Source organism: Desulfitobacterium sp. THU1, from assembly GCF_038181555.1.
GTDB lineage: Bacteria > Bacillota > Desulfitobacteriia > Desulfitobacteriales > Desulfitobacteriaceae > Desulfitobacterium.
The window spans coordinates 40,644-62,700 of the sequence record NZ_JBBWUA010000019.1 but is presented as its reverse complement, the minus strand read 5'-3'; the positions used below and the strand labels follow the sequence as shown (position 1 = coordinate 62,700).

23 protein-coding genes, 3 tRNA genes and 1 other RNA gene are annotated in these 22,057 nt (G+C 44.6%); 21 read left to right on the top strand and 6 right to left on the bottom strand.

All coding sequences use genetic code 11. The features are described 5' to 3' along the window. Nucleotides 1-243: 243 nt before the first annotated feature. From AAC978_RS13395 to AAC978_RS13370, 6 genes are all read left to right on the top strand, one after another. On the top strand, nucleotides 244-837 hold the full coding sequence (locus tag AAC978_RS13395) for a TetR/AcrR family transcriptional regulator (RefSeq protein WP_341548568.1): 594 nt from the start codon (nucleotides 244-246) through the stop codon (nucleotides 835-837). A gap of 14 nt (nucleotides 838-851) precedes the next feature. After that, nucleotides 852-1,547: a hypothetical protein gene (locus AAC978_RS13390; protein ID WP_341548567.1), complete on the top strand. Its 696-nt coding sequence runs from the start codon at nucleotides 852-854 to the stop codon at nucleotides 1,545-1,547. Nucleotides 1,548-2,017: 470 nt separating this feature from the next. Continuing rightward, the gene (gene nrfH / locus AAC978_RS13385) at nucleotides 2,018-2,506 is read left to right on the top strand and encodes a cytochrome c nitrite reductase small subunit (protein ID WP_341548566.1); all 489 of its coding nucleotides are present in this window, start codon (nucleotides 2,018-2,020) and stop codon (nucleotides 2,504-2,506) included. 25 nt (nucleotides 2,507-2,531) lie between these two features. Beyond that, the gene (locus AAC978_RS13380; protein ID WP_341548565.1) at nucleotides 2,532-3,866 is read left to right on the top strand and encodes an ammonia-forming cytochrome c nitrite reductase subunit c552; all 1,335 of its coding nucleotides are present in this window, start codon (nucleotides 2,532-2,534) and stop codon (nucleotides 3,864-3,866) included. 244 nt (nucleotides 3,867-4,110) lie between these two features. After that, entirely contained in the window at nucleotides 4,111-4,524 is a 414-nt protein-coding gene (locus AAC978_RS13375; RefSeq protein ID WP_341548564.1) for a MerR family transcriptional regulator, read from the top strand. A 256-nt stretch (nucleotides 4,525-4,780) separates the two neighbouring features. Further along, entirely contained in the window at nucleotides 4,781-5,770 is a 990-nt protein-coding gene (locus AAC978_RS13370) for a deoxyguanosinetriphosphate triphosphohydrolase (RefSeq protein ID WP_341548563.1), read from the top strand. Between the two features lie 151 nt (nucleotides 5,771-5,921). Here AAC978_RS13370 and AAC978_RS13365 read toward each other — a convergent pair whose 3' ends face one another. Then, nucleotides 5,922-6,512, bottom strand: a complete 591-nt coding sequence (locus tag AAC978_RS13365) for a GerMN domain-containing protein (protein WP_341548562.1) — start codon at nucleotides 6,510-6,512, stop codon at nucleotides 5,922-5,924. A 297-nt stretch (nucleotides 6,513-6,809) separates the two neighbouring features. Here AAC978_RS13365 and dnaG point away from each other — a divergent pair, with 297 nt between their 5' ends. From dnaG to AAC978_RS13315, 10 genes are all read left to right on the top strand, one after another. Further along, nucleotides 6,810-8,654: a DNA primase gene (gene dnaG, locus AAC978_RS13360; protein ID WP_341548561.1), complete on the top strand. Its 1,845-nt coding sequence runs from the start codon at nucleotides 6,810-6,812 to the stop codon at nucleotides 8,652-8,654. Then, entirely contained in the window at nucleotides 8,641-9,822 is a 1,182-nt protein-coding gene (rpoD, locus tag AAC978_RS13355; protein ID WP_341548560.1) for an RNA polymerase sigma factor RpoD, read from the top strand. Before dnaG ends, rpoD begins: the two co-directional genes overlap by 14 nt. A 132-nt stretch (nucleotides 9,823-9,954) precedes the next feature. After that, nucleotides 9,955-10,029: transfer RNA gene (locus AAC978_RS13350), tRNA-Asn, on the top strand. A gap of 8 nt (nucleotides 10,030-10,037) precedes the next feature. Further along, a tRNA-Ile gene (locus AAC978_RS13345) sits at nucleotides 10,038-10,112 on the top strand. 9 nt (nucleotides 10,113-10,121) lie between these two features. Then, nucleotides 10,122-10,197: transfer RNA gene (locus AAC978_RS13340), tRNA-Glu, on the top strand. A 98-nt stretch (nucleotides 10,198-10,295) separates the two neighbouring features. Further along, nucleotides 10,296-11,123 (top strand): tRNA (adenine(22)-N(1))-methyltransferase, encoded by an 828-nt coding sequence (locus AAC978_RS13335; protein WP_341548559.1) that lies wholly within the window; start codon nucleotides 10,296-10,298, stop codon nucleotides 11,121-11,123. Beyond that, nucleotides 11,102-12,262 (top strand): Nif3-like dinuclear metal center hexameric protein, encoded by a 1,161-nt coding sequence (locus AAC978_RS13330; RefSeq protein WP_341548558.1) that lies wholly within the window; start codon nucleotides 11,102-11,104, stop codon nucleotides 12,260-12,262. The genes AAC978_RS13335 and AAC978_RS13330 overlap by 22 nt, the downstream gene beginning before the upstream one ends. Before the next feature lie 345 nt (nucleotides 12,263-12,607). Beyond that, nucleotides 12,608-12,772 carry a hypothetical protein gene (locus AAC978_RS13325; RefSeq protein ID WP_341548557.1) on the top strand — a complete coding sequence of 55 codons (165 nt, stop codon included), beginning with the start codon at nucleotides 12,608-12,610 and terminating at the stop codon, nucleotides 12,770-12,772. A 64-nt stretch (nucleotides 12,773-12,836) separates the two neighbouring features. After that, nucleotides 12,837-13,228, top strand: an RNA gene (rnpB, locus tag AAC978_RS13320) — RNase P RNA component class A. A gap of 131 nt (nucleotides 13,229-13,359) precedes the next feature. Next, nucleotides 13,360-14,490 carry a zinc-dependent alcohol dehydrogenase gene (locus tag AAC978_RS13315; protein WP_341548556.1) on the top strand — a complete coding sequence of 377 codons (1,131 nt, stop codon included), beginning with the start codon at nucleotides 13,360-13,362 and terminating at the stop codon, nucleotides 14,488-14,490. A gap of 10 nt (nucleotides 14,491-14,500) precedes the next feature. Here AAC978_RS13315 and AAC978_RS13310 read toward each other — a convergent pair whose 3' ends face one another. Then, entirely contained in the window at nucleotides 14,501-14,872 is a 372-nt protein-coding gene (locus AAC978_RS13310; RefSeq protein ID WP_341548555.1) for a YueI family protein, read from the bottom strand. Nucleotides 14,873-14,951: 79 nt separating this feature from the next. Then, a complete protein-coding gene (locus tag AAC978_RS13305; RefSeq protein WP_341548554.1) occupies nucleotides 14,952-15,227 on the bottom strand; it encodes a hypothetical protein in 276 nt (91 codons plus the stop codon). A 350-nt stretch (nucleotides 15,228-15,577) separates the two neighbouring features. Between AAC978_RS13305 and citD the strand changes: the two genes are divergently transcribed. The 4 genes from citD to AAC978_RS13285 all read left to right on the top strand — a co-directional run bounded on the left by citD (nucleotide 15,578) and on the right by AAC978_RS13285 (nucleotide 18,619). Continuing rightward, entirely contained in the window at nucleotides 15,578-15,850 is a 273-nt protein-coding gene (gene citD, locus AAC978_RS13300) for a citrate lyase acyl carrier protein (protein ID WP_341548553.1), read from the top strand. Between the two features lie 91 nt (nucleotides 15,851-15,941). After that, a complete protein-coding gene (locus AAC978_RS13295) occupies nucleotides 15,942-16,649 on the top strand; it encodes an HpcH/HpaI aldolase/citrate lyase family protein (protein ID WP_341548552.1) in 708 nt (235 codons plus the stop codon). 33 nt (nucleotides 16,650-16,682) lie between these two features. Then, complete coding sequence (gene citF, locus AAC978_RS13290) at nucleotides 16,683-18,227, top strand: citrate lyase subunit alpha (protein ID WP_341548551.1); 1,545 nt, start codon at nucleotides 16,683-16,685, stop codon at nucleotides 18,225-18,227. A 203-nt stretch (nucleotides 18,228-18,430) separates the two neighbouring features. Then, nucleotides 18,431-18,619: a hypothetical protein gene (locus tag AAC978_RS13285; protein ID WP_341548550.1), complete on the top strand. Its 189-nt coding sequence runs from the start codon at nucleotides 18,431-18,433 to the stop codon at nucleotides 18,617-18,619. A 152-nt stretch (nucleotides 18,620-18,771) separates the two neighbouring features. Here the strand turns inward: AAC978_RS13285 and AAC978_RS13280 are convergent, their stop codons facing one another. The 3 genes from AAC978_RS13280 to AAC978_RS13270 all read right to left on the bottom strand — a co-directional run bounded on the left by AAC978_RS13280 (nucleotide 18,772) and on the right by AAC978_RS13270 (nucleotide 20,650). Next, nucleotides 18,772-19,083 (bottom strand): hypothetical protein, encoded by a 312-nt coding sequence (locus AAC978_RS13280; RefSeq protein WP_341548549.1) that lies wholly within the window; start codon nucleotides 19,081-19,083, stop codon nucleotides 18,772-18,774. 303 nt (nucleotides 19,084-19,386) lie between these two features. Next, nucleotides 19,387-20,175: a CheR family methyltransferase gene (locus AAC978_RS13275; RefSeq protein WP_341548548.1), complete on the bottom strand. Its 789-nt coding sequence runs from the start codon at nucleotides 20,173-20,175 to the stop codon at nucleotides 19,387-19,389. Nucleotides 20,176-20,212: 37 nt separating this feature from the next. After that, nucleotides 20,213-20,650, bottom strand: a complete 438-nt coding sequence (locus AAC978_RS13270; RefSeq protein WP_341548547.1) for a YaaR family protein — start codon at nucleotides 20,648-20,650, stop codon at nucleotides 20,213-20,215. Between the two features lie 39 nt (nucleotides 20,651-20,689). Here AAC978_RS13270 and AAC978_RS13265 point away from each other — a divergent pair, with 39 nt between their 5' ends. Next, the gene (locus AAC978_RS13265) at nucleotides 20,690-21,733 is read left to right on the top strand and encodes a M28 family metallopeptidase (protein WP_341548546.1); all 1,044 of its coding nucleotides are present in this window, start codon (nucleotides 20,690-20,692) and stop codon (nucleotides 21,731-21,733) included. The last annotated feature ends 324 nt before the right edge of the window (nucleotides 21,734-22,057 follow it).

Sequence of the window (22,057 nt, the reverse complement as noted above, 5' to 3'; positions counted from 1 at the left end):
CTGAACTCCCCGACTATTGTCGTTTGTAATTAAACTTGATCCTGTGTCAGTACCCGGCTATAACTAGTGTAGCTGGGTTTTATTATATTTTGCCATAGGCCTCAAGTAGTTTCCATGCACCCTTTTATTAAGCGCTTACAAATAATTTTGAAAGGGTGTATTAATCTCTTGACACAGAGGTTGGCCACACTATAAACTTTAACTAAGTTAAAATAATTGAACACCGTTAGAAAGGTAGGCAATATGAAACTATCTAAAAAAGAACGAACTCAGAAAGAAATCATTGAGGCCGCGAAGGGTATCATCCATGATAAAGGACACGAAGCTATCACTGTTCGATATTTAGCCGAAATAACAGGATACGCGTACACCAATCTATATTATTACTTCAAAGATGTGAACGCTCTTTTATGGTCATTACGAGTGGATATGATTGAGGACATGATTACTGAGCTGACATCCATTTCCTTCACCAAGGATGATCCTGTGGAAGAAATCCTTGGAGCTTTTTTTAGCTATATTGATTACTTCTTCGAGCATCCGAATGTCTTCCGATTTTTCTACTTCTATCCTTTTATTCAACCCGAGGGAGATGATAGTTATCAAAAGCTGGATCTGAAGTTCCAAGGCATGTGGCAAACTTCCTTTTACAGACTGGTCCAAGAGGATGTCCTTCAAGCCGAAGAAATTGAAGTTGTTGCCAAAACTATAATTTATGCACTCCAAGGAATGATTGTGCTGAGCTTCTCATCCAATGGGTCTTCGAATCAAGAGGACATTAAAGGAGAACTTGTAAAACTTATAAACTATCTATTCAAAAAGGATAATGGAAACTAAAAGGAGGCTAAATTATGATTCAAGGTTTACAAATTAACTTTCGGCCACTATATCGTGTTGCTCATTTTTTGGCCCTAGCAATGCTGGTAATTATTCCAATGCAAATTATTATTTTTGTAATGGCACCACCTCCGGATACCGTCAAAGGCCTTTTTGAACTCTATCAACAAAATCCTTTCTTAGGGTTGCTGAGCTTAGACTTTCTATATCTGTTTAACAATGTGATTGTTTGCATAATCTACTTTGCCCTATTTACACTCTTATTTCATGAACGTCCAGTTGTTGTCTTATTGGCAATGATGCTTGGCTTGATTGGCGTTGCCTGTTACTATCCCTCGAATCCGGCATTTGAAATGCTAACCTTAAGTAATCAGTATGCTCAGGCGCTTCCAGACCAGCAGATGGTTTATTTGGCCGCCGGTGAAGCCTTAATGGCCGGCTATACAGGCACCGCCTTCAATGTTTACTATGTATTGAGTACCATATGCCTACTGTTGTTTGCCTATACAGTGATGAAGAGTCCCCAGTTTAAAAAATCGGTTGGCTTGTGGGGATTGGCTTCCGGATTCTTTATGATTGTTCCGTCATCGGCTGGTACGTTAGGCATGATATTCTCTTTGCTTTCTCTCATTCCTTGGGTTGTATTTGTTGCATTGCTAATGAACAATTTCAGAAGGTTCGCCGCTAACACCGAGAAACATGTATTCTAAAGATGCTCCGTCATCAACAACTATAAATATTATTGTATGCTAAAAACAGGGTATTGTTCCTTAACTCTAAGGAGCAATACCCTGTTTTTACTATCTATGTTCGCCGGCATCTAAAATTTTAAATCACACATTTCTGATTCCTGTATATATTTTACAGGAGGAGGGTTTCCTTGCATCAAGGCAACGGCTTGTCCTTCATAGGTAGGCCTGTCAAATTTTGCACCAGTGCCAAATTTGACAGATACCTTTACTATTCCTTTGTTATTTCTTCTGATCTGTGCTGTAAGTCATTCTTTGAGCTAAGTTTGTATCGCTACACAAGGCCAACAGCTTCCTTAAGAATTTGTTAATAATTTAACATGATTTTGTTAATGGGCATTAAGTCCTTTTTTTTCTATAATTTTATGTGGATGGGTATAGGGAGGGAGAAAAGGATCTTAGGAAAATCATGAAAAGAAAGGGGGGAAATCATGAAATATAGCGGGGCGGAACATGAAGAAACCGATACTCAAGGTGGCAAACGCAAAAAAATATCTAGGAAGACATTAGTCATTGGCCTGTTAGCAGTATTGTGTCTAACTGCTGTCGTAGGTGTTCAAGGAGTGCATGCACTTACGAAGGATCCTAGTTATTGTGTCTCTTGTCATGTCATGGAACCTGTTTATGGAACCTGGAGTCATTCATCGCACCGGGATATAGTCGGCTGTAATGATTGTCATACCGATCAAACCAACTATGCGACGAAGACCTATACCAAGATTACCTCAGGAGTTCAACATCTTTATCACAATACCTTTAGTGATGTACCTGACAGTATTCGAATGAACGAAAAGAATAACGAAATGGTCCAGAATAACTGCTTAAACTGTCATCAAGATGTGGTGAGAAATATTAGCATGGATCCAAGTCGACAATGTTTTGATTGTCACCGCTATACTCCTCATAGTAATTATCGTTAAGGGAAAGGAAAGGTAGGTAGAGATTGTGAGAAAACGTGGAATAATACTCCTTAGCTTGATGGTCATCGTAGCCATCAGTTTAGTTGCCGTTGGCTGCGCTTCATCGGGTAGTCAGCAGGCCGTTTCTTACCGTGCGGAAATCGCGCCCGGAACCCTATCCGTCGACGAATATGCCAAGTATTATCCTAAGCAATATGATACATTCATGCGAACTTCGGAGATGTCTAACGAGGGTAGCAAATATGGTGGCTCTGAGGAATATGATAAGTTAGTCCAATGGCCATTCTTAAAAGAGATATTTGCCGGCTATGGATTTGCTATCGAATATAATGAAGATAGGGGTCACAACTACACTCTTGAAGATGTGTCAAAAATTAAGCGTATCAATGAAAAGAGTATCGCCTCCTGCTGGACTTGTAAATCAGCCAATATATCCGGTGTAGTGGAGGAGATGGGCGATGCCTATTATGGCGCTAATTTTCATGATCTCAAGAGTAAAATCACTGAAGGTATAACCTGTGCTAATTGTCATGATCCCCAAACCATGAAATTAGTTATTACCCAACCACCTTTACGGGATACACTCACCCGGTTGGGTAAAGATCCTGATAAGTTAACGACTCAAGAGCTACGGACAATGACTTGCGCTCAATGCCACGTGGAATATTATTTCGCTGGAGATAAGAAAGTAGTCACTTTCCCTTGGGATAAAGGCACCACCCCGGATGACATTCTCGCGTATTATGAAGAAAAAGGGTTCTCTGATTGGAAGCATGCTAAAGCAGGAACACCTGAAATTAAGGTACAACATCCTGAATTTGAAACATTTTCAGGAAGTACTCATGCCGAGGCCGGTTTATCTTGCGCCGATTGCCATATGCCTTATAGCATGAATGGTGGCGAAAAGATTTCTTCGCACTGGTGGACCAGCCCGCTTAAGACGATGAATGAAAGCTGCATGACATGCCATCGGGAAGGCGAAGAATGGCTAAAAGAGCGGGTATTCTATACACAAGATAAAGTTGCGGATACGATGGCTACAGTGGGGAATGTGAATGTTGAAGCGATCGAAGCTATCGCGGCAGCTGATGCTGAAGGAGCTAATAAAGCTCTGCTCGAAGAAGCGCGCGGTCTCCAGCGTAAGGCCCAATTCTATGTTGACTGGGTTGGAGCAGAAAACTCCATGGGCTTCCATAATCCTCAACTGACCTTCGATAGCCTTAGTAAATCCTTAGACTATGCTTATCAGGCGATCAATAAGGCGACTGAGGCCAGAACGGGAGTGGCTGCTCCGCAATTTGAGGTGAAAGCTCCTAAGACCAACAGCGAAACAGTCAAGCTCTTATCGGAAAAAAGCTAGTCGGTCAGCGTTATTAGTTATCGGTTATATCTAAGGGGAATTTAAACATTTTGAAAAGCAGAGGTTAATTGGTGCTGTGACACCTTTCCTCTGTTTTTTCATTTTCAAGCACAAATCCGTTGGCCATAAGAAACATATATAATAATATTGAGATTATTGATCAAAAGGTATAAAATCAGAATGAGCCGGAATAGATAAAAAGGCAGGATCTCGAGAGGAAAATATCGGATAAGCGTGGTGAGTGATGCTGGACGAAGAAAAAGGCCTTTATAGCATTGGCACAGTGGCTGAGTTAATTGGGGAACATCCAGAAACCTTACGGGTCTGGGAAAGAAACAACCTGATTCATCCGGATCGGGCAAAGTACCAAAGAAAGTATTCCAACAACGATTTGTTGCGTTTAAAATTCATTAAATTTTTAATGGATGAAAAAGGCCTGAACATCGCGGGTGTAAAACAGATCACGGCTATGTATTCCTGCTGGTATAATCGTAATTGTAAAGGTGGAGCATTGAAGAATAGCTCGACAATCATTAATGAATCCAAGCCGTGTTGGAAAATCGAGGGGAGCTACTGCCTAATCGCCAGTGATAAGAGTGAGCTATGTAGTTCTTGTGAAATGTTGAGGACCTGTTCCGGCTCTATGGGGTCCGAGTAGATGGAACCCCCTTCTAGAGAACCATTTTGTGGTTCTCTTTTTCTTGCACGTATCTTAATATATAAATTTTCATCGGACGATAGTATAACGCAACTAGGCAGCCGCCGTCGTCTAACGACAACAAGTGCGAAAGCAGTGCTTTCGTGGCGCCAGCCAAGTTTTGTTTATAGATAGTAATGCAAGTAAGAATTCGTTGTTGTCCATCTCTCATGGTATAATATTAATAAGTAACTCAAGCCGCTAAGGGGGAGTAAAGATGAGCGAGAATATTCGGCTCCGGACAGAGCGAGAAGAATGGGAGCGGCTGTCGCCCTATGCTGCCAAAAGCAGTGAAGCCAAACGGGATCGAGAGGAAGAGGAATGCACTATTCGGACGAAATTCCAACGGGACCGGGACCGGATTTTGCACAGCAAACCCTTTCGTCGGCTTAAGCATAAGACCCAAGTCTACATTGCCCCTACGGGGGATCATTATCGGACGCGCATGACCCATAGTTTGGAAGTCTCCCAGATTTCCCGCACTATCGGCAGGGGGCTACGCCTAAACGAAGATCTAATTGAAGCTATTTCTCTGGGCCATGATGTGGGGCATACGCCCTTCGGACATGTGGGAGAGGAGGCCATCGCAAAGCTCATCGGCTGCTTTGAGCATAATGAACAATCGATCCGTATCCTTACTGTGCTCACGGAGGAAGGGAAAGGGTTAAACTTAACCCGGGAAGTTTTGGACGGTGTACTTAATCATACAGGTGAAGGAATACCCTATACTTTAGAAGGTCAGATTGTTAAGACTGGGGATCGCATCGCCTACCTGTGTCACGACTATGATGATTCTCTACGAGCAGGACTGATTAAAAAAGGCGATCTACCTGAACCTGTGGTAAAAACTCTAGGGGAAAAGCCAAGCCAGATGATCACGACGATGGTGGTAGATATGATCGAGAGTTCCCAGAACCAGACCGCTATTAAGCAATCTTCCCTCGTGGCAGAGGCCATGCAGCAGTTTAGAATCTTCATGTTTGAGCGAGTCTATAATAACGATACCCTTCGTGAGGAACGCCGCAAAGGGGAGTATGTTGTGCAGGCTTTGTTTCACTATTATATGGAGAATTTATCTCAACTTCCTCAGGAGTATCTCAAGTGGGCCAATGAAGATCAAGTAAAAGCGGTAGTTGATTATATCTCAGGATTGACCGATAATTACGCCATCGAACTCTTTCAAAGGCTCCTTGTGCCAAGGCATTAATTTTGTGCCGAGGTAGTAGCCTTTCCTTCCAAAGTTATACTTTTTGCTAGCATATATATACCTTAAGACTGAATAAATAAAGATGGCGAGCCAGTAGGCTCGCCATTCACTGTTGTTATATGTCGTAATACTTCACTCTTATTCTTCAGAATCACTTCAAAATCAAGCTCTCATCTGGCTCCACGGGAGCTGAAGTGTCTAAGCCGCCGAGAATAGCTGCTTTGAGTTCCCCTTCGAGAAGGAACTCGACACTTTGAACATCCGGAAGGGCAGTAAGGGTGTTCACGATGCTGTAAAGCACCATTTCCTCCCCAGTTGTACCGCCTTTGAAATTTTCTCGAAAGGATTTAGAAAGATCAAGGGTTGCCACACCGTCTTTAATCTTAACATCGAGCAGTGCAGTTTTCTCAGGAAGGGGGGCAACGGACCCCGTTGGAGGATTAGTAAATTCCTTGAAAATCTCCTTTATGGCAGCCGCGCTAGTTTCCTCGGTGACCTTGAGGGTGCGTTTGGTAGCGACTAGTCCTGAAGCATCAGGGGTAGGAAAATAAAGTGTAACATCCATTGTTTTATTAACGGACGTAGAAGGTTCGGGGGTTTGGGGCTCAGCGCCATTTGGTGAAGAGGTATTCGTGGGCGGGGTATTTTTAGAGATATCATCGGATCCACAGCCTACCGCAGTAAAGAGAAAAAACAAGAAAGAAAAAGCAAGGATGAAACTGCGAAATCTCAAGTTATTCATGATTGGCCTCCCACCTTTCTGATTTCATTTTAACACGTAAAGGCTAGCCGGAAAAGGGTCAACGGCTCTATTGGAAGTATAGGAAAGAAAAAGTCGAAATAAAGGAGGAAATAGTTAAGCAAAGTAGAATAATAATTAGAGATAATAAATATATCTAGAATATATATTGTACACCAATCACGCCAGATTTTAAAGAAGTAATTAAAAAGAGGATTCTTGAGTTTTTTGGCGAACAATAAAGTACTATTATCTTGACATTTTGTCAAAAATATGGCATAGGGTGGCGAAGAACAATCGGTGGATTATAGAATTCCTGAAGAAATCGTTGAGGAAGTTAGATTGCATTCGGACATCGTCGATACAATTTCCGATTATGTACGGCTTCAACGCAAAGGGAAGAATTACTTAGGTCTCTGTCCCTTTCATGCGGAGAAAACGCCGAGCTTTACGGTAACCCCAGAGAAGCAGATTTTCTATTGTTTTGGTTGCCATACAGGTGGTAATGTTTTTTCTTTTTTAATGAAAAAAGAAAATTGGAGTTTCCTTGAGACGGTTGAGAATCTAGCTGAAAAACACGGCATTATTCTTCCGGAAAAAGAACTTTCGCCCCGAGAGAAGGAGCTACAAACCCGTCGACGTCGTTGGGAAGAGATTCACGATTGGGCAACGGGTTATTTTCATGAAGTCTTGCTGAATAAGCCCGAAGGAGAACCAGGAAGGCAGTATTTTCGGCAACGTGGGATAGATGATGAAACCATCAAGCAATTTCGTTTGGGTTATGCTCCAGATCGCTGGGAGGGTCTTCTCGAGGCGCTGAGTGCACGAAAAGTAAGTCCCCAAGAGGTGGTTCAAGCGGGCCTTGCTTTAGAACGAGAGTCTTCGGAGGGGAGAACCCGTGGATTTTATGATCGTTTTCGTAATCGAGTCATCTTTGCGATTCTTGACTCGCGTCAGCGAACCATCGGTTTCGGCGGGCGGGTTTTAGATAATTCAACCCCCAAATATTTAAACTCACCTGAGACTGCTTTTTTTAACAAGGGACATCATTTATATGGTATGCACCGAGCCCATCAAGGAATCCGCGAGCGTGGATTCGCATTGTTGGCAGAAGGTTACATGGATGTTATCGCCTTGCAAAAAGCAGGTTTCAAGAACGCAGTAGCTTCATTAGGAACAGCTTTAACTCGTGATCAGGCAAAACTGATTCGCCGCTATACTGGACGAGTGGTGATCGTCTACGATGCGGATCAGGCAGGAATTCAGGCAACCCTACGAGCCGGAGAAATAGTGCGGGATATGGGCTTTCGCGTAGACGTCTTAAGTCTCAGCGGAGCTAAGGACCCGGATGAATACTTAAAAACCTTCGGAGTAGAAGAATTTAATAAAGCTCTCGCCCAAGCAGAGCCTTATATTCAATTTAAATATCATGTTTTGATCAAAACCACCCCCCCCGAATCAGCCCCGGAGAAGGCGGAGTTAGTCCGAGAACTAGCACCCGATATTGTGAAGGTACAGAGCCCGGTCGAACGAGAAGGGTATGAACGGTTCTTAAGTCTGGAGCTTAGTCTAACTCTAGATAAGGTCCAAGAGGAAATCGCCGGATTCGATCAAAAAACTGCGCAAAAGACTGCTGAGAAGGAAAAATTAAGGCAGAAACAGGATATTTCTGTAAAAAACAGGGATAATATCAATAGGTGTGCAAATCCATCATCAAATGGAGTGTCAGTCTCTGACGGGGCGTATCGAGCTGAGCGAATTCTCTTGCGTCTTTTGCTTGAACAGTTGATTCCCCTCTCCGAATTGAAGACACACCTCGAAGCAGGATTTTGGAAAGTACCCTATCATCAACAGATATTTAATCATATTGAAAAAGCACCTAATCTCGGAAAAGGGGCTCTACCGAACATGGATGACGATACCTTGCTAAGCAAGGCTGCACAACTCATGCTCGAGGAGATAGACCTAGCCAATCCGGAACGGCTTTTTCAAGACTGTCTGAAACAGATACATTCGCAAAAAGAGGAAGAAACAGTGGAAGAGCTTCAGGCTCGCATGGTGGACTTAGAAAAATCCGGCGATTTGGCAGGCGCTTTTGCCCTGTTAAAGGAGATAGGAGAGCGGTTGAGAAGTGGCGAAAACTAAGGTCATGAGCACAAACAAAAAAGAACCTCAGGAAGGAGGGGAATCCATGAGCGTTAATCAATTGAAGCTCGATGCGGTGAAAGAACTGATATTGCAAGGCAAAAAGAAGGGTTCTTTAACCTACCGGGAGATCATGGATGCCCTCCAAGGAATTGAGCTCACTGCCGATCAAATTGACGAAGTGTACGAACAACTTGGCAAAATGGGAATAGACGTCGTCAATGAAGCGGGTGAAGTCGAAGCCTTAGTCAAGGTCAATGATACAATAGTAGATGACGATGTGGATGAGGATGAGGTAGAAGAAGAGGTCGATGTGGACCTTTCTATTCCTGAAGGTGTGGGGATTGATGATCCGGTCCGTATGTACCTGAAGGAGATTGGCCGAGTTCCCCTTCTTTCTGCTGAGGAAGAGATTGAGCTGGCCAAACGGATGGAGCAAGGAGACGAAAGCGCCAAACGCCGTTTAGCTGAAGCTAATCTGCGTCTGGTTGTCAGTATTGCCAAACGTTATGTAGGTCGAGGTATGTTATTCCTGGATTTAATTCAGGAAGGTAATCTTGGTCTTATTAAAGCAGTAGAAAAATTCGATTATGTTAAAGGCTTTAAATTCTCTACCTATGCTACCTGGTGGATTCGTCAAGCGATCACCCGGGCGATCGCAGACCAAGCCCGCACGATTCGGATTCCCGTGCATATGGTGGAGACCATTAATAAACTTATCCGCGTCTCCCGTCAGCTCCTCCAAGAATTAGGGCGCGAACCAACCCCTGAGGAAATCGCTACCCAAATGGATATCTCCGTGGAGCGAGTGCGGGAAATTATGAAAATTGCACAAGAGCCAGTGTCCCTTGAGACTCCGATCGGGGAAGAGGAAGACTCTCACTTAGGGGACTTTATCCCCGATGAGGATGCTCCGGCGCCCTCTGAAGCAGCGTCCTTCATCCTCTTGAAGGAACAGCTGGAAGAGGTCTTAGAAACACTTACTCCTCGTGAGGAGAAGGTATTACGTCTACGCTTTGGTTTAGATGATGGTCGCACCCGTACCTTAGAAGAGGTTGGTCAAGAATTTGGCGTGACCCGCGAACGGATTCGTCAGATTGAAGCAAAGGCACTGCGGAAGCTTCGCCATCCCAGCCGGAGCAAAAAGCTTAAGGATTACCTAGAATAAGAGCTGCTTTAGGAAAATAGAGGATTTGTTCATCTGTTTGATTGAGCTAGGGATAAATTTTAAAATTAAAATTTATCCCTAAAGCTTGACTAGTAAATACGAATCTCGTATAATAAACCCTGCGAAGAGCATTCCTCGATAGCTCAATGGTGGAGCAACCGGCTGTTAACCGGTAGGTTGTAGGTTCGAATCCTACTCGGGGAGCCATTTTTTTTGGGCCTATAGCTCAGCGGTAGAGCCCCCGGCTCATAACCGGTTGGTCCCAGGTTCGAATCCTGGTGGGCCCACCAACCCAAAATGGCCCGTTGGTCAAGCGGCCTAAGACACCGCCCTTTCACGGCGGTAACACGGGTTCGAATCCCGTACGGGTCACCACTAAGAATGAATGTAGCGAGATGTGTATTGCATCTCGCTATTTTTACATATGCCAGATATAAATACCCCAAAATAAAGGGACCGGAAGGGGATTTCCTATGACAGTTTCGGTGAGTATTGGTCCACGTCTACAAATGGTGGCTAAATTTGTGCCTGAGGGTTCGCAACTTGGTGACATTGGCACAGACCATGCCTATCTGCCCATCTACCTTTGGGAAAGTGGGAGAATAAAGAAGGCTGTTGCGGTGGATGTCCACGAAGGACCGTATCGCTCAGCCTGTGCGGCCATCAAAGGGCGTGGTTTAAACTCGGTTATTGACGTGCGCTATGGAGATGGGCTAGCGCCGATTCAGCCGGGGGAGGTGGATACCCTGACCTTAGCGGGGATGGGTGGGAACACGATGTTGGAGATTTTCGCCGCCCAGGGGTTGGTGATGTCGCGGATTAAGGACCTCATTTTGCAGCCTCAGGGGGCAGAAGGCAAAGTCCGCTTAACCTTGCTTCAAGAAGGCTGGAAGCTGATACAGGAACGCTATGTAGCGGAAGAAGGACGTGTCTACATAGTCATGCATTTCTCCCGTCGTGCAGGGTACACTGGAGAGGAATTGCAGACAATGGTTGAGAAGTGCCTCAGGAAGCTTCACGTAGCTGTAACCTCTCTGGAAAGTCTACAAAAGCAAGAGCAAGTCCAAGAGCTTACCGAGAGCCTAATCAGGAAATGGATTTGGGAATTTGGCCCCCTGTGTCTCGAAGACCCCCAAGAAGAACTGCGAGTTCTGCTTCATGAGCAAAAACGCAATTTACATAGGACCATTGGTGAGATGAAAAAATCAGCCCAAGAAAAAGTGCAAAAGCGAATTGATGAGTATGACCTGAGCATCAGGGTGTTGGAGGAGATGGAAACATGTCTGTTTCAGTCGGTGTAATTGCTCAAACCATCGAAAAGATTGCCCCCAAAGGGTGGGCTGAAGAGTGGGACAATGTGGGTTTGTTGGTGGGCGGCTTCTCATCCTCCGTCGACAGAGTTCTAATGACATTAGATCTTACTCCAGAAATTTTAGAAGAGGCTATCCAAAAGGATGTCCAGCTGATTATCGCCCATCACCCGATCATGTTCCGGCCCCTAAAGAACTTACGTTCAGATAATCAAGGAGCACACTTGCCTCTTAAGCTGATTCAGGCCGGGATTGCCTATTATGCTGCCCATACCAATTTGGATCAATCGGCCTACTCTTCCAGCCGGAGCTTAGGTAAGGCTTTAGCTCTGGATAAGATGGAGTATTTACGAGTTACGAATAGTGAAAAGCTTTTAAAGCTCGTTACTTATGTTCCCCAAACTCATGTGGAGCTAGTTCGTCAAGCTCTTGCTCAAGCAGGGGTAGGAGCTGGTATAACCGATGGCCCCCATGCCTCTGAGTACTCCGAGTGTTTTTTTGCAGGGGAAGGAACAGGGATGTTTCGCCCCTTGGCAGGTGCACATCCTACTCTGGGTGAGATTGGAGAATTGACCTGCGTTGATGAAATTCGACTGGAGAGCATACTATCGGAAGGGCTTATCGAGCGTTCCTTAAAAGCCTTGAGAAAAGCTCATCCCTACGAAGAGCCTGCATATGACTTGATACCACTTTATAACACAGGTGTGGCTCAGGGCTATGGGGTGAAGGGATATCTCAAGCAGCCGGTGAGTTTGGAGAGCATAGCAAACCAACTGATTGTGGAAATGAAGAAGCTTGCACCCACAAACCTGGCTGGAGAACCTATTTTACGTTTAGCGGGAGACCCTCAAGGGCTCATTCACAAAGTTGCTATCGTCAATGGCAGCGGTGGTAGCTTTATCCCTAAGGCTCTCTTTAATGGAGTGGATCTTCTGATTACAGGCGATGTGGATCATCATGAAGCCCTAGATGCTCTAGAGGCAGGATTATCCATCATCGATATGGGGCATTTCTGGGGTGAAGTCGCCATGGTACAGTCCCTTGCTGAGTATCTAAGTCGCGAAAAAGCCCTAAATGGAGTAGAAGTGCTAATAAGCCAAAGAATGAAAAGCCCTTGGAAGTCGCTATAGATTTCGGTTAGTCAAGCAAAAGGGGTATGGCAACTGCTTTGTGAAAGTAGTTGCCATACCCCTTTTTGTATTTGGGCAAGGCCAGGTAATTTATAGAAAAATCAGAAAATTATTGACAAATATGATTTTTGACGGTAGAATAGTGTCGAAGGAAGAGATATTTAGAGTGAGAATTGAATGATTTCATTTTAACATTTGTTCTTTGCAGAAAACGAATCTCGTGATTTGAATCACGGATTAGAATTGAAAGATCTGTTAGACTAATAGAGAGTGAAAATTCACTTAATTATATTGAATTTAAGTGCAGCTCACTTAAATTTCATTTATTATAAGGAGGAATAATTTATGAGTCGTACTGAAATTCTAAGTCAAGAGCGTGATCGTATCATCATGAAGTTGTCTCAAGGCGGCATAGATAATAAAGCAAAATTAATTACATCCCTTATGGATATCGATGCAGAGATGGAAGAACTGCAAGAATCTGAGAAAGCTCTAGAAAAAGTTAATTAGATTGGAAATAGAACCATATTAAAGAATTTGACCAAAAGAGTAGAATGAAGTAATATAGTTAAGCGAAGTCAATCGGATGGTCGCGGAAGCAGGAACCGAAAGGTTGCTTCTGAGGAAAGTCCGGGCTCCATAGGGCAAGGTGCTGGGTAACGCCCAGTGGGAGGAATCCTAAGGACAGTGCAACAGAGATATACCGCCGATAGCGGAGGTTGGTCCCTGGACTGACTTTCGAGTAGGTAAGGGTGGAAAGGCGAGGTAAGAGCTCACCGGCAGCCTGGTGACAGGTTGGCCCTGCAAACCCCACTTGGAGCAAGACTGAATAGGGAGACTATAAAACGGCCCGTTTTTGTCTCCGGGTAAGGTCGCTTGAGGCCGTTGGTAACAGCGGTCCTAGATAGATGATCATCACCTTCTGAAAGGAAGGAACAGAACCCGGCTTATAGATTGGCTTCGCCTGATCTTCAGTTTCTTATGTAGAGCTGCATTTTGCAGCTCTTTTTTTGTCTTCAACTAACCTCATCAGCCTTGAATAGTTCCCCACCGCCAAGAGAAAGCTATCTAAAATAACTTTCTGGAAGGTGTACTTAATGAGAGCTATTGTCTATGAGGGAGTTCGAGATGTAAAAGTTAAAAATGTAGGTGACCCAGTAATAATCAACCAAGATGATATCATCGTTAAAGTTACTTCGGCAGCCATTTGTGGATCGGACCTCCACCTCATTCACGGTATGGTGCCCAATATGCCGGAGGGTTTTGTGCTAGGGCATGAAACCATGGGTATAGTTGAAGAAGTTGGAGACGAGGTTTATAAGGTAAAAAAAGGCGATCGAGTCATTGTTCCCTTTCCCGTCGCCTGTGGGCATTGCTGGTATTGTGAACATGACCTGTGGAGCCAATGTGATAATTCCAATAGCAATGGGGAAACGGGGGCTTATTTTGGCTACAGCTCGACCTTTGGAGGCTATGATGGCGGACAGGCTGAATACCTAAGAGTTCCCTACGCCAACGTGGGACCTAGAATTATTCCAGAGGAACTAACGGATGAACAGGTTCTATTTCTCACAGACATACTGCCTACTTCTTATTGGGGAGTAGAAAACGGTGGAGTCAAAAAGGGAGATACAGTTGTTGTTCTTGGGTGTGGACCAGTGGGTCTACTGACCATAAAATGGGCTATTTTTCAGGGAGCCAAGCGCGTGATAGCCGTAGACCACATCAGCTATAGGCTGGACCATGCTTATCGGAATTACGGTGTGGAAACTATTAATTTTGAAGAACATGATAATACCGGGGAATATATAAAGGAGATAACCCGCGGAGGCGCAGACGTTGTCATTGATTGCGTAGGCATGGATGGTAAAGCCTCTACGATCGAAAAGATTGAGACTATTTTGAAGCTCCAAGGAGGATCGAAGTCCGCTATTGAAATTGCCACCCAAGCAGTACGCAAAGGTGGCACGGTGTCCTTAGTGGGTGTCTATGGAGCTAAGTATAATCTATTTCCTTTAGGAGATTTCTTCTCTAGAAATATCACCTTAAAAATGGGACAATGTCCTGCTCATTCTTATGTGGATCGGATCCTAGATCATATTAAAACTGGACGGTTTGATGCTACAGATATCATCACTCATCGGTTGTCCTTGGATAAGGGAGAGCATGCTTATGAGATATTTGACGAGAAGAAGGATAACTGTATCAAAGTTGTCTTAAAGCCGTAGAAAGTCCAATCTATTCGACTTCTACCTGCTCGACATCCACCGCCTGATCAGAAGCCACCACAAGGCCGACTTCTCCTTTTAACTTTGGGTCGTTGACGACTGTATAAGGTTTATTGTATTGCCGAGCAATTTTTATATATTTGGCGCGAAAATCAAAGGCTAAATCTCCATTGAGGAGGAGGCGGGTAGACCGTGGGTCTTTCAGTGCCTCCTCGATTTCCGGGTAAACCTGTTTATCGTCAACTTGGTCCTTGGTCAGTAATTTCAATATACGTTCTCGAAATACCCCAAGATGTTCAAGCTTCTCACCCAGCTTGAGTTCGGGGGCTCCGTGTAAACCGACCATAAGACGTTCTTCCAATTCGCTTTTATTTTCACTCAAGCTAAGTCACTCCCATTAATATTTTTCTATGAATATCGTGCCCTGTTCTATCTTTTACTATCGGTGATTTGGTGGAGGATTAGGAAATCTGTTGATGAATTTTAGCCAGGCGGCGATTGCGCAGATAGAGCATAAAATCAGTCGATACCATGATGAGATTCAAGACATAGAGGAAGATAACTAAATCATATTGGAAGAAGAGCTTATGGAGGATACCAGCGACATAGCCTATTAAAATAATGATCAGGAAGAAGGCGCTTTTGCCTTCCACGGAACGGGATACATAAGACTTATAAATAGAAAAAGGCCAGGCGGCCCCGAAACACACCAACATCAGAGCTTCAAAAATACTCAACAAAGACGCCTCCTTATGAATGTGAAATAAGTCTGATCTTAGCTTAATAAGCAGCTAACTGAATTATAATCGATTCAGAGGTCATTGTCTCGGCAAATTTTTTCTTAATACGAACGAATTTTCAAACTTTTGCAACATAAGGTAATCCTATTGTCAAAGGAGGAAATATGGGGTTAAACTAAAAAGAATAGTAGGTTTTTATTAGCATAAATTGTCGAGATTAAGCAACCGTATTAAATATAAGCTAGATAAATCTGCTGTAGAGAATTAGGGTTCATAGCTAAAAGCGGAAATAAGCCAATGACGGCAGAATTTCCGTTAAAATATTTTAGAATTAAGGAGGGGATTTTATGAAGATCAGTAAAACAGCACAAGCAGGGGCCTTAGAATCCAATGACGTGCTTGTAACCGTAGCGCCTAATGAAAAAGGCGGGGTTCAAGTTCAGCTGGAAACCAAACGCGTTATCCTCAAACAATTTGGCAAGCAAATTGAGCAAGTAGTCAAGGACCAAGTCGCGGAAATGGGTGCAGAAGACGTCACTGTTAAGGTTCAGGATAAAGGGGCCTTGAACTACACCATTCGAGCTCGTGTTCAAACTGCCTTGGAGAGAGCTCTTGTCTAGGACAAAGCTTTAAGGGTAAGTGTTTTATAAAATGGTTTTGAAACACTGTTTTATTTATTGCTAAGGAGAAAAGAAGGGAGTCGTTTTTTATATGAAAAGGCTAAGAAGAAGTCTTTTGATTATATCCGGTAACAATCCTAAGCACATTCAAGATGCACCTGTATTCGATCCGGATGTGGTGATTTTTGATTTAGAAGAGCGGGTAGCAGCCCCAGACAAGGATAGTGCCCGTAATTTGGTGAGAGAAGCCTTGAGCTTCTTAGACTATTCTCAGGTAGAAGTAATGGTTCGAGTGAATCCACTCGATACGGAAGAGGGACAAAAAGACTTGGATCGTATTGCCCGAGTAAAGCCAGGTGCTCTCATTATCCCCAAGGCAAACGAGCAAGTGATTAAGCAAGCAGAAGGTCTGCTAACTAAAATAGAAAAAGAGGAAGGGTTTCCCGAGGGGTCCATCGAGATCATTCCTATTTTGGAAACCGCTTCAGGTATAGAAAATATTAATCAGCTCATATCCTCTTCACCTCGGGTGACCGGGTTGTGGTTCAACGGGGAAGGACTCATGGCTGAGTTTGGTACACAACGGACAAAAGAGGGAGCAGAGCTCTACTATGTGCGTGGCCGAGTTGGCATCGCCTGCCGAGCCGCCGGAATCGACGCTATCGACACCATATTTTCAGACGGTAATGATTACGAAGGCTTGGCCAATGACGCTTCGGCCGCAAGACGACTGGGCTTTACCGGTAAACTAGCCTTGGATGGTCGCCAAGTCGATACTCTCAATACCATTTTTCAGTAAATCACGATTTAGGAAAGGGATGAAAGAAGTACCATGAAAAATATACTTGGAAGAGAGATTCCAGATTATATAGAAGGATATGGTGAGGTTAAACCTTTCATGGGGGCCTTTGCCAATTACGGAGAGAGAGCCAAAGCCTCGGTTACCCTTCGCTCGGTTAAACCAGGAGAGAAGAAGCTTTTAGCTAGTATTGAAGAAGCCTTAGACAAAGTGGGCCTAAAAGATGGGATGACCCTATCCTTCCATCACCACTTGAGAAATGGGGATTATGTCCTCAATCAAGTGATGGCCGTCGTCGCTCAACGGGGCTACAAAGATATTCATGTAGCCGCAACCGGGATTTTCCCTATCCACGAGCCACTTGTGGATTATATGAAAAAGGGAATCGTTACCAAGATCTCCGTAAACTACATTTCGCCGGGACCTGTGGCGAAAGCCATTTCCCAAGGCCTCTTGAGGCATCCTGCTGTATTCATGAGTCACGGAGGACGTCCGCGGGCCATTGAAAGCGGTGATTTACACGTGGATGTGGCATTTATTGCTGCACCCACTGCCGATGCCTATGGCAATGTCAACGGAGTAGGGGGCCCTGCAGCTTGTGGTACCCTATCCTATGCAGTTGCAGATGCTTTTTTTGCGGATAAAGTAGTGGCGGTTACCGACCACCTCGCTCCTTACCCGGCTTGCCCCATAGAAATCACTCAGGACTTCGTCGATTATGTAGTTCAAGTGGACTCGATTGGTGATGCCAATGGGATTGTTTCAGGAACTCTTACAGTCACTAAGGATCCCGTGGGCCTGCGCATTGCCAAGATGGCTGCCCAATTGATCAATGAAGCGGGCTATATCCAAAACGAGATGTCCTTCCAAACCGGTGCCGGTGGTACATCTTTAGCCGTTGCTGCTGAGGTACGTAAGTACATGCAGGAAAAGAATGTTGTGGGAAGCTTTGCTGCCGGTGGCATCACTGGCTATATCGTCGATATGCTCAATGAAGGGCTGTTTAGAAATCTTTTTGATGTTCAGTGCTTCGACTTAAAAGCCGTAGCCTCTTACCGAGAAAATCCCCGCCATCAGGCGATGTCCGGTTCCCTTTATGGTAACCCTCATGATAAAGGGGCCATCGTCAACAACCTGGATGTCATGATATTGGGAGCCACAGAAATCGACACAGACTTTAATGTCAACGTAGTAACCGGTTCTGATGGCGTCATCATGGGAGCTTCCGGAGGGCATAATGATACTGCGGCAGGCTCGAAGATTGCGATTATCGTGACCAGCCTCACCAAAGGACGGCTGCCGGTTATTAAGGATCGGGTCACCACCGTGACGACACCGGGGGAAACCATCGATGTTCTAGTTACGGAGCGAGGAATCGCTATTAACCCGCGCCGCAAAGATCTTCTGGAAAAACTAAAAGACAGTGATTTGCCGATTATAACGATTGAAGAACTGAAAAAAATATCCGAGAGCTTAACCGGCGTACCGGAGACGATAGAATTTACGGACCGCGTCGTGGCTGTGGTAGAATACCGTGATGGAACCGTCATTGATGTCGTGAGACAAGCAAAAGAGTAAGACTTATAAAATGTAGAAAAGCAAGTTGCAACACGAGAATGAATAGGATATGATAATCTTAACATCGGGTTAACAAAGTGTTAACAAAGCATTTTGCTGAGCCGCAGGTTGTCTTTCTTAGAAGACTCGAAAACTGAATACTGTACTCCAGACACCCGAGATTTACCTTACAGAGAGAAAATGGTATAAGGGGCGTGTGCACAATGAAATTTCAAGACTTAGGACGAGGCGCGCGTATTGAACTGGCAAACATGGCAAAACAGTTGGGGATGAAGTATATTGGATACAATCCCGCAGCCCAGCAGGTTTCGCTGGAGTACAAAGGCAAAGGGATGACATATCACGTCGATGAGTTGGTAGCTGCATACCAACAATCCAATCCCACATCCTAATGGCATTAAGAAAGAACGAGAACAACTGAATAATAACAAAATAATAACTGAATAAGATCTACAATAGAATATGACACACAAAAAAGGGACTATGTAAGTCCCTTTTTTGTATAAAACAAAAGACGCATCCGTTTTCAGCTCTTTCCTATACATTAGCCATGGGCAAGCATGGGCTGTTGCATTAAATAAGCCGATTTACGTTTGCGCCTCTGATTCATATTGATGGGCAGACATTTGATGTTGCAGGTGAAGGACATGTTCACAGGCAGTGGACGATAAGCTACACCTTCTTCCAGAGCACGTGCTGCCTCGAAGTCACGGTACTCTCGCCATTGGGCAAAGAACACCTCCTTGCTTACCTCACATACCTCTCCGCCTGCCAGCTGGAAGAGAAAACGATCACAGCTGGGGTCTTGGACATAACAGATGATAAGATTATCGTGGAAGTACAATAGAAATCCCACCTTCCTCTTAGTTTTAGTTAGCCGCTTGACCTAGTATTTGTAAAGTGAATGTTAACTTAAGTTTAACAAAATCCAAAGAGATTTGAAAGTGAAATGTCCGACAAAATATACCCAGGTACCCACTTGACTCGCTCGCATATTAGGTTTGATGAAAGAATTTTGGCAAATAGGCGAGTAAAAAGTCGATTAGAAACGAACGATTATTTCGGGTCTTAAGGGTCTGCCACCTTCGTTTATTCACCAACGATTTGCGACAGATCCCTCATCAGATATAATGGGATAGACAAAAGAAACTATTGACGATTAGGGCTGCTTTTGGTAAAAGAAAGAGGAGACGAGTTTAAAGCCCAAATGACTCATCCCAAAAAGATGCTCTGTGCTCCCCGTAAAAAGAATCCCTCCTGGATTTAGGGAATCAGCAAATTTGCGATAAAGCATATCCTTAGCATCTTCTGTAAAGTAGATCACTACATTGCGACAGGCGAGTAAATCAAACCCAGAATCAAAGCGATCAGTGAGAAGATTTTGCTTCTGAAAGGTTACCGCTCGTTTGACCTGATCCTTAATTTGGTAGCCTCCATCCACAGGTGTAAAATACTTCGGAATAAGCTCAGGGGCCGTGCTCGCGAAATCAGCTTCTTTGTAGATTCCTTTTTTCGCCTGTTCAAGCACGTTGACATCGATATCGCTAGCTAAGATCGTGAAGCGAGCTTGCGGGAAGTATTCCATCAAGGTGATAGCCATGGAATAGGGTTCTTGACCACTCGAGCAGCCGGCACTCCAGATTTTTATAGGTGCCTTCTTTTCTAGGAGCTTGGGGAGAATCTCTTCGCGCAGAGTCTTCCATTGGTTGGTATCTCGGAAAAACTGGGTGACATTGATCGTTAAATGCTTGAAAAAGGCGTCGTAGAGATCTTTATCCAGATCAAGAGCCTTAATGAATTCAGGATAATTTTTATAGCCACGGGAGGACATAAAGCTGTTAATACGTCGCTCCATTTGATTTTGCTTATAAAAGTTTAGATCCAACCCGCTTTTCGGGTGGAATGCCTTAACAAACCATTCGTAGGTAGTGTTGTCTAGATTAGCCATAGTGGTACCTCATTTCATGTATAATATTTTAAGTGAATCATCCCAATAGGTCGATTATCAGGCCGCGTATTTCGTCGACTTGTGTGAGAATTTCTAGAGGCTTGGCCTGGGTATCCAGCACCTTTTGTCCGAGTTCTTCAAGGGCCTTATCAATTTCGTTGATTCGGGAAAGCACCTTGGGTCGTCCTTGAAAATCCCAAAAGGACTCTTCTGAGACCTGACGACTTTGACCAAAGGTCGAACGCAAAAAGGATTTGACCATGTCTTTGAAATCGGTCAGGTCACGCAGGGAGAAGCTCTCAGCGAGCTGCTGTCCCTTTTTCTCAAGACGAGTTAAAAATTCCTGAAGCTCTTGGCTTTGTAACTTCCGAGTCTGAGTGAGGACCTTGTTGAAATCAAGATCTCCCTTTGGAGATGAGCCAGAGGAGCGGGTGAGGGACTCTGTTTGTTGAGACCCGTTAATTCGTAGCGGCATCTTAATTCCCCCTGTAATGGACTTGAAAGGACGTTGTTCATGCAAACAAGACGGGTATTCTTGAAAATACTCCTTGGTCTCGGGGCCATGGCCTTACCGTGGACCGGTGTAGGCTACAAAGTAAAATCGGTTGTGGAGCCTTTGTTGGCACAGCCTCGGGCTAAGCTCTATCTTATCCCGCCGGAAGCCCAAACTATTAATGAGTATTTCCAGTCCGAAAGCTTAAGCAGAACGGCTATGGATGATATCCTAACTCTAAGCTCTGGCGAGATGGAAGGCCGGCGAGCGGGTGCGGCAGGCGAAGGTCGCGCTTCCCAGTATCTGTCACGGGAAATGAGTTTACTCGGCTTGAAACCTTTGGGAGACCAAGAACGGAGCTATGCCCAAGCCTTTACCATTCCGGAGGTCAAAGAGGAATTTGCTGGTAGCCGTTTAACCTTCTCTGTTGGTAATACTCAAATGCTACGTGCTCCGAGTTTAAACCTACTAGGTGGTCTGATGGGAAAGACGGAAAAAGAGGTTATAGTCTTATCTGCTCATTATGACCACTTGGGAGTTTATGATGGTAAGATCTATCCGGGAGCCAATGATAATGCCTCCGGAGTAGCCTGCGTACTCGATGTCATCCGCCGTCTGGTTCGGGAGAAAGAGACACCGCGCAAGACGGTAGTCTTTGCCTTCTGGAGTGCAGAAGAACTTGGCTTTTTAGGTTCAAAGACCTTTGTAGCGAATCCCACTGTGCCTCTGGAGAGAATTAAAGCGGTCGTGAACGTCGATACCGTAGGAAATGGCATGATCGGCAACTTTGGTCTCTGGACTGAAAACACCACGGATATCGCCTACCAGGCGGTTCATCAGGCAGCAGCCGATGCCGGCGCCAGTGCCATGCAGGTGGATAGCGGTGGCCATAACAGTGATCAGATGAGCTTTGCCCAAGCGGGCATCCCAGCAGTGACCCTCTTGGCTCGAGAGTGGCTGGTGAACAATCATACGCCACAGGATTCGCTGGGGAATGTGAAGATTGAGCAAGTCGAGTTGGCTACGGATATTGTTTATCGGGCCGTCAAGCATCTGGCTTATTAGGTTAGAACGGTTTTTAGAGTGTTATCCTAGGAGGGTGGTCTCCAGGATTTTGTTTTACATCGTTCACTCAGTAAGCTGCGCGGACCAATCTAACGCTCAAGCACTTCGCTCCGACGGGTGCCCGCCTAAATCGCCATCCCGAAAAGCGGGCGAGCTTTTCGCACTTGTTTGGCTCTCTAGGCGGTTGGAAACGTCCTGTTTCCAACCCGTCTCCGCTACGTGCTTTTCGCGAAGATTGGTCGCCGCTCGCTTAGAAGGCGTTCACTTTTGTAAAATAAAATCCTTGGGTAATATCTTGGGGTTATAGGGTAAACTCTAAAGTAA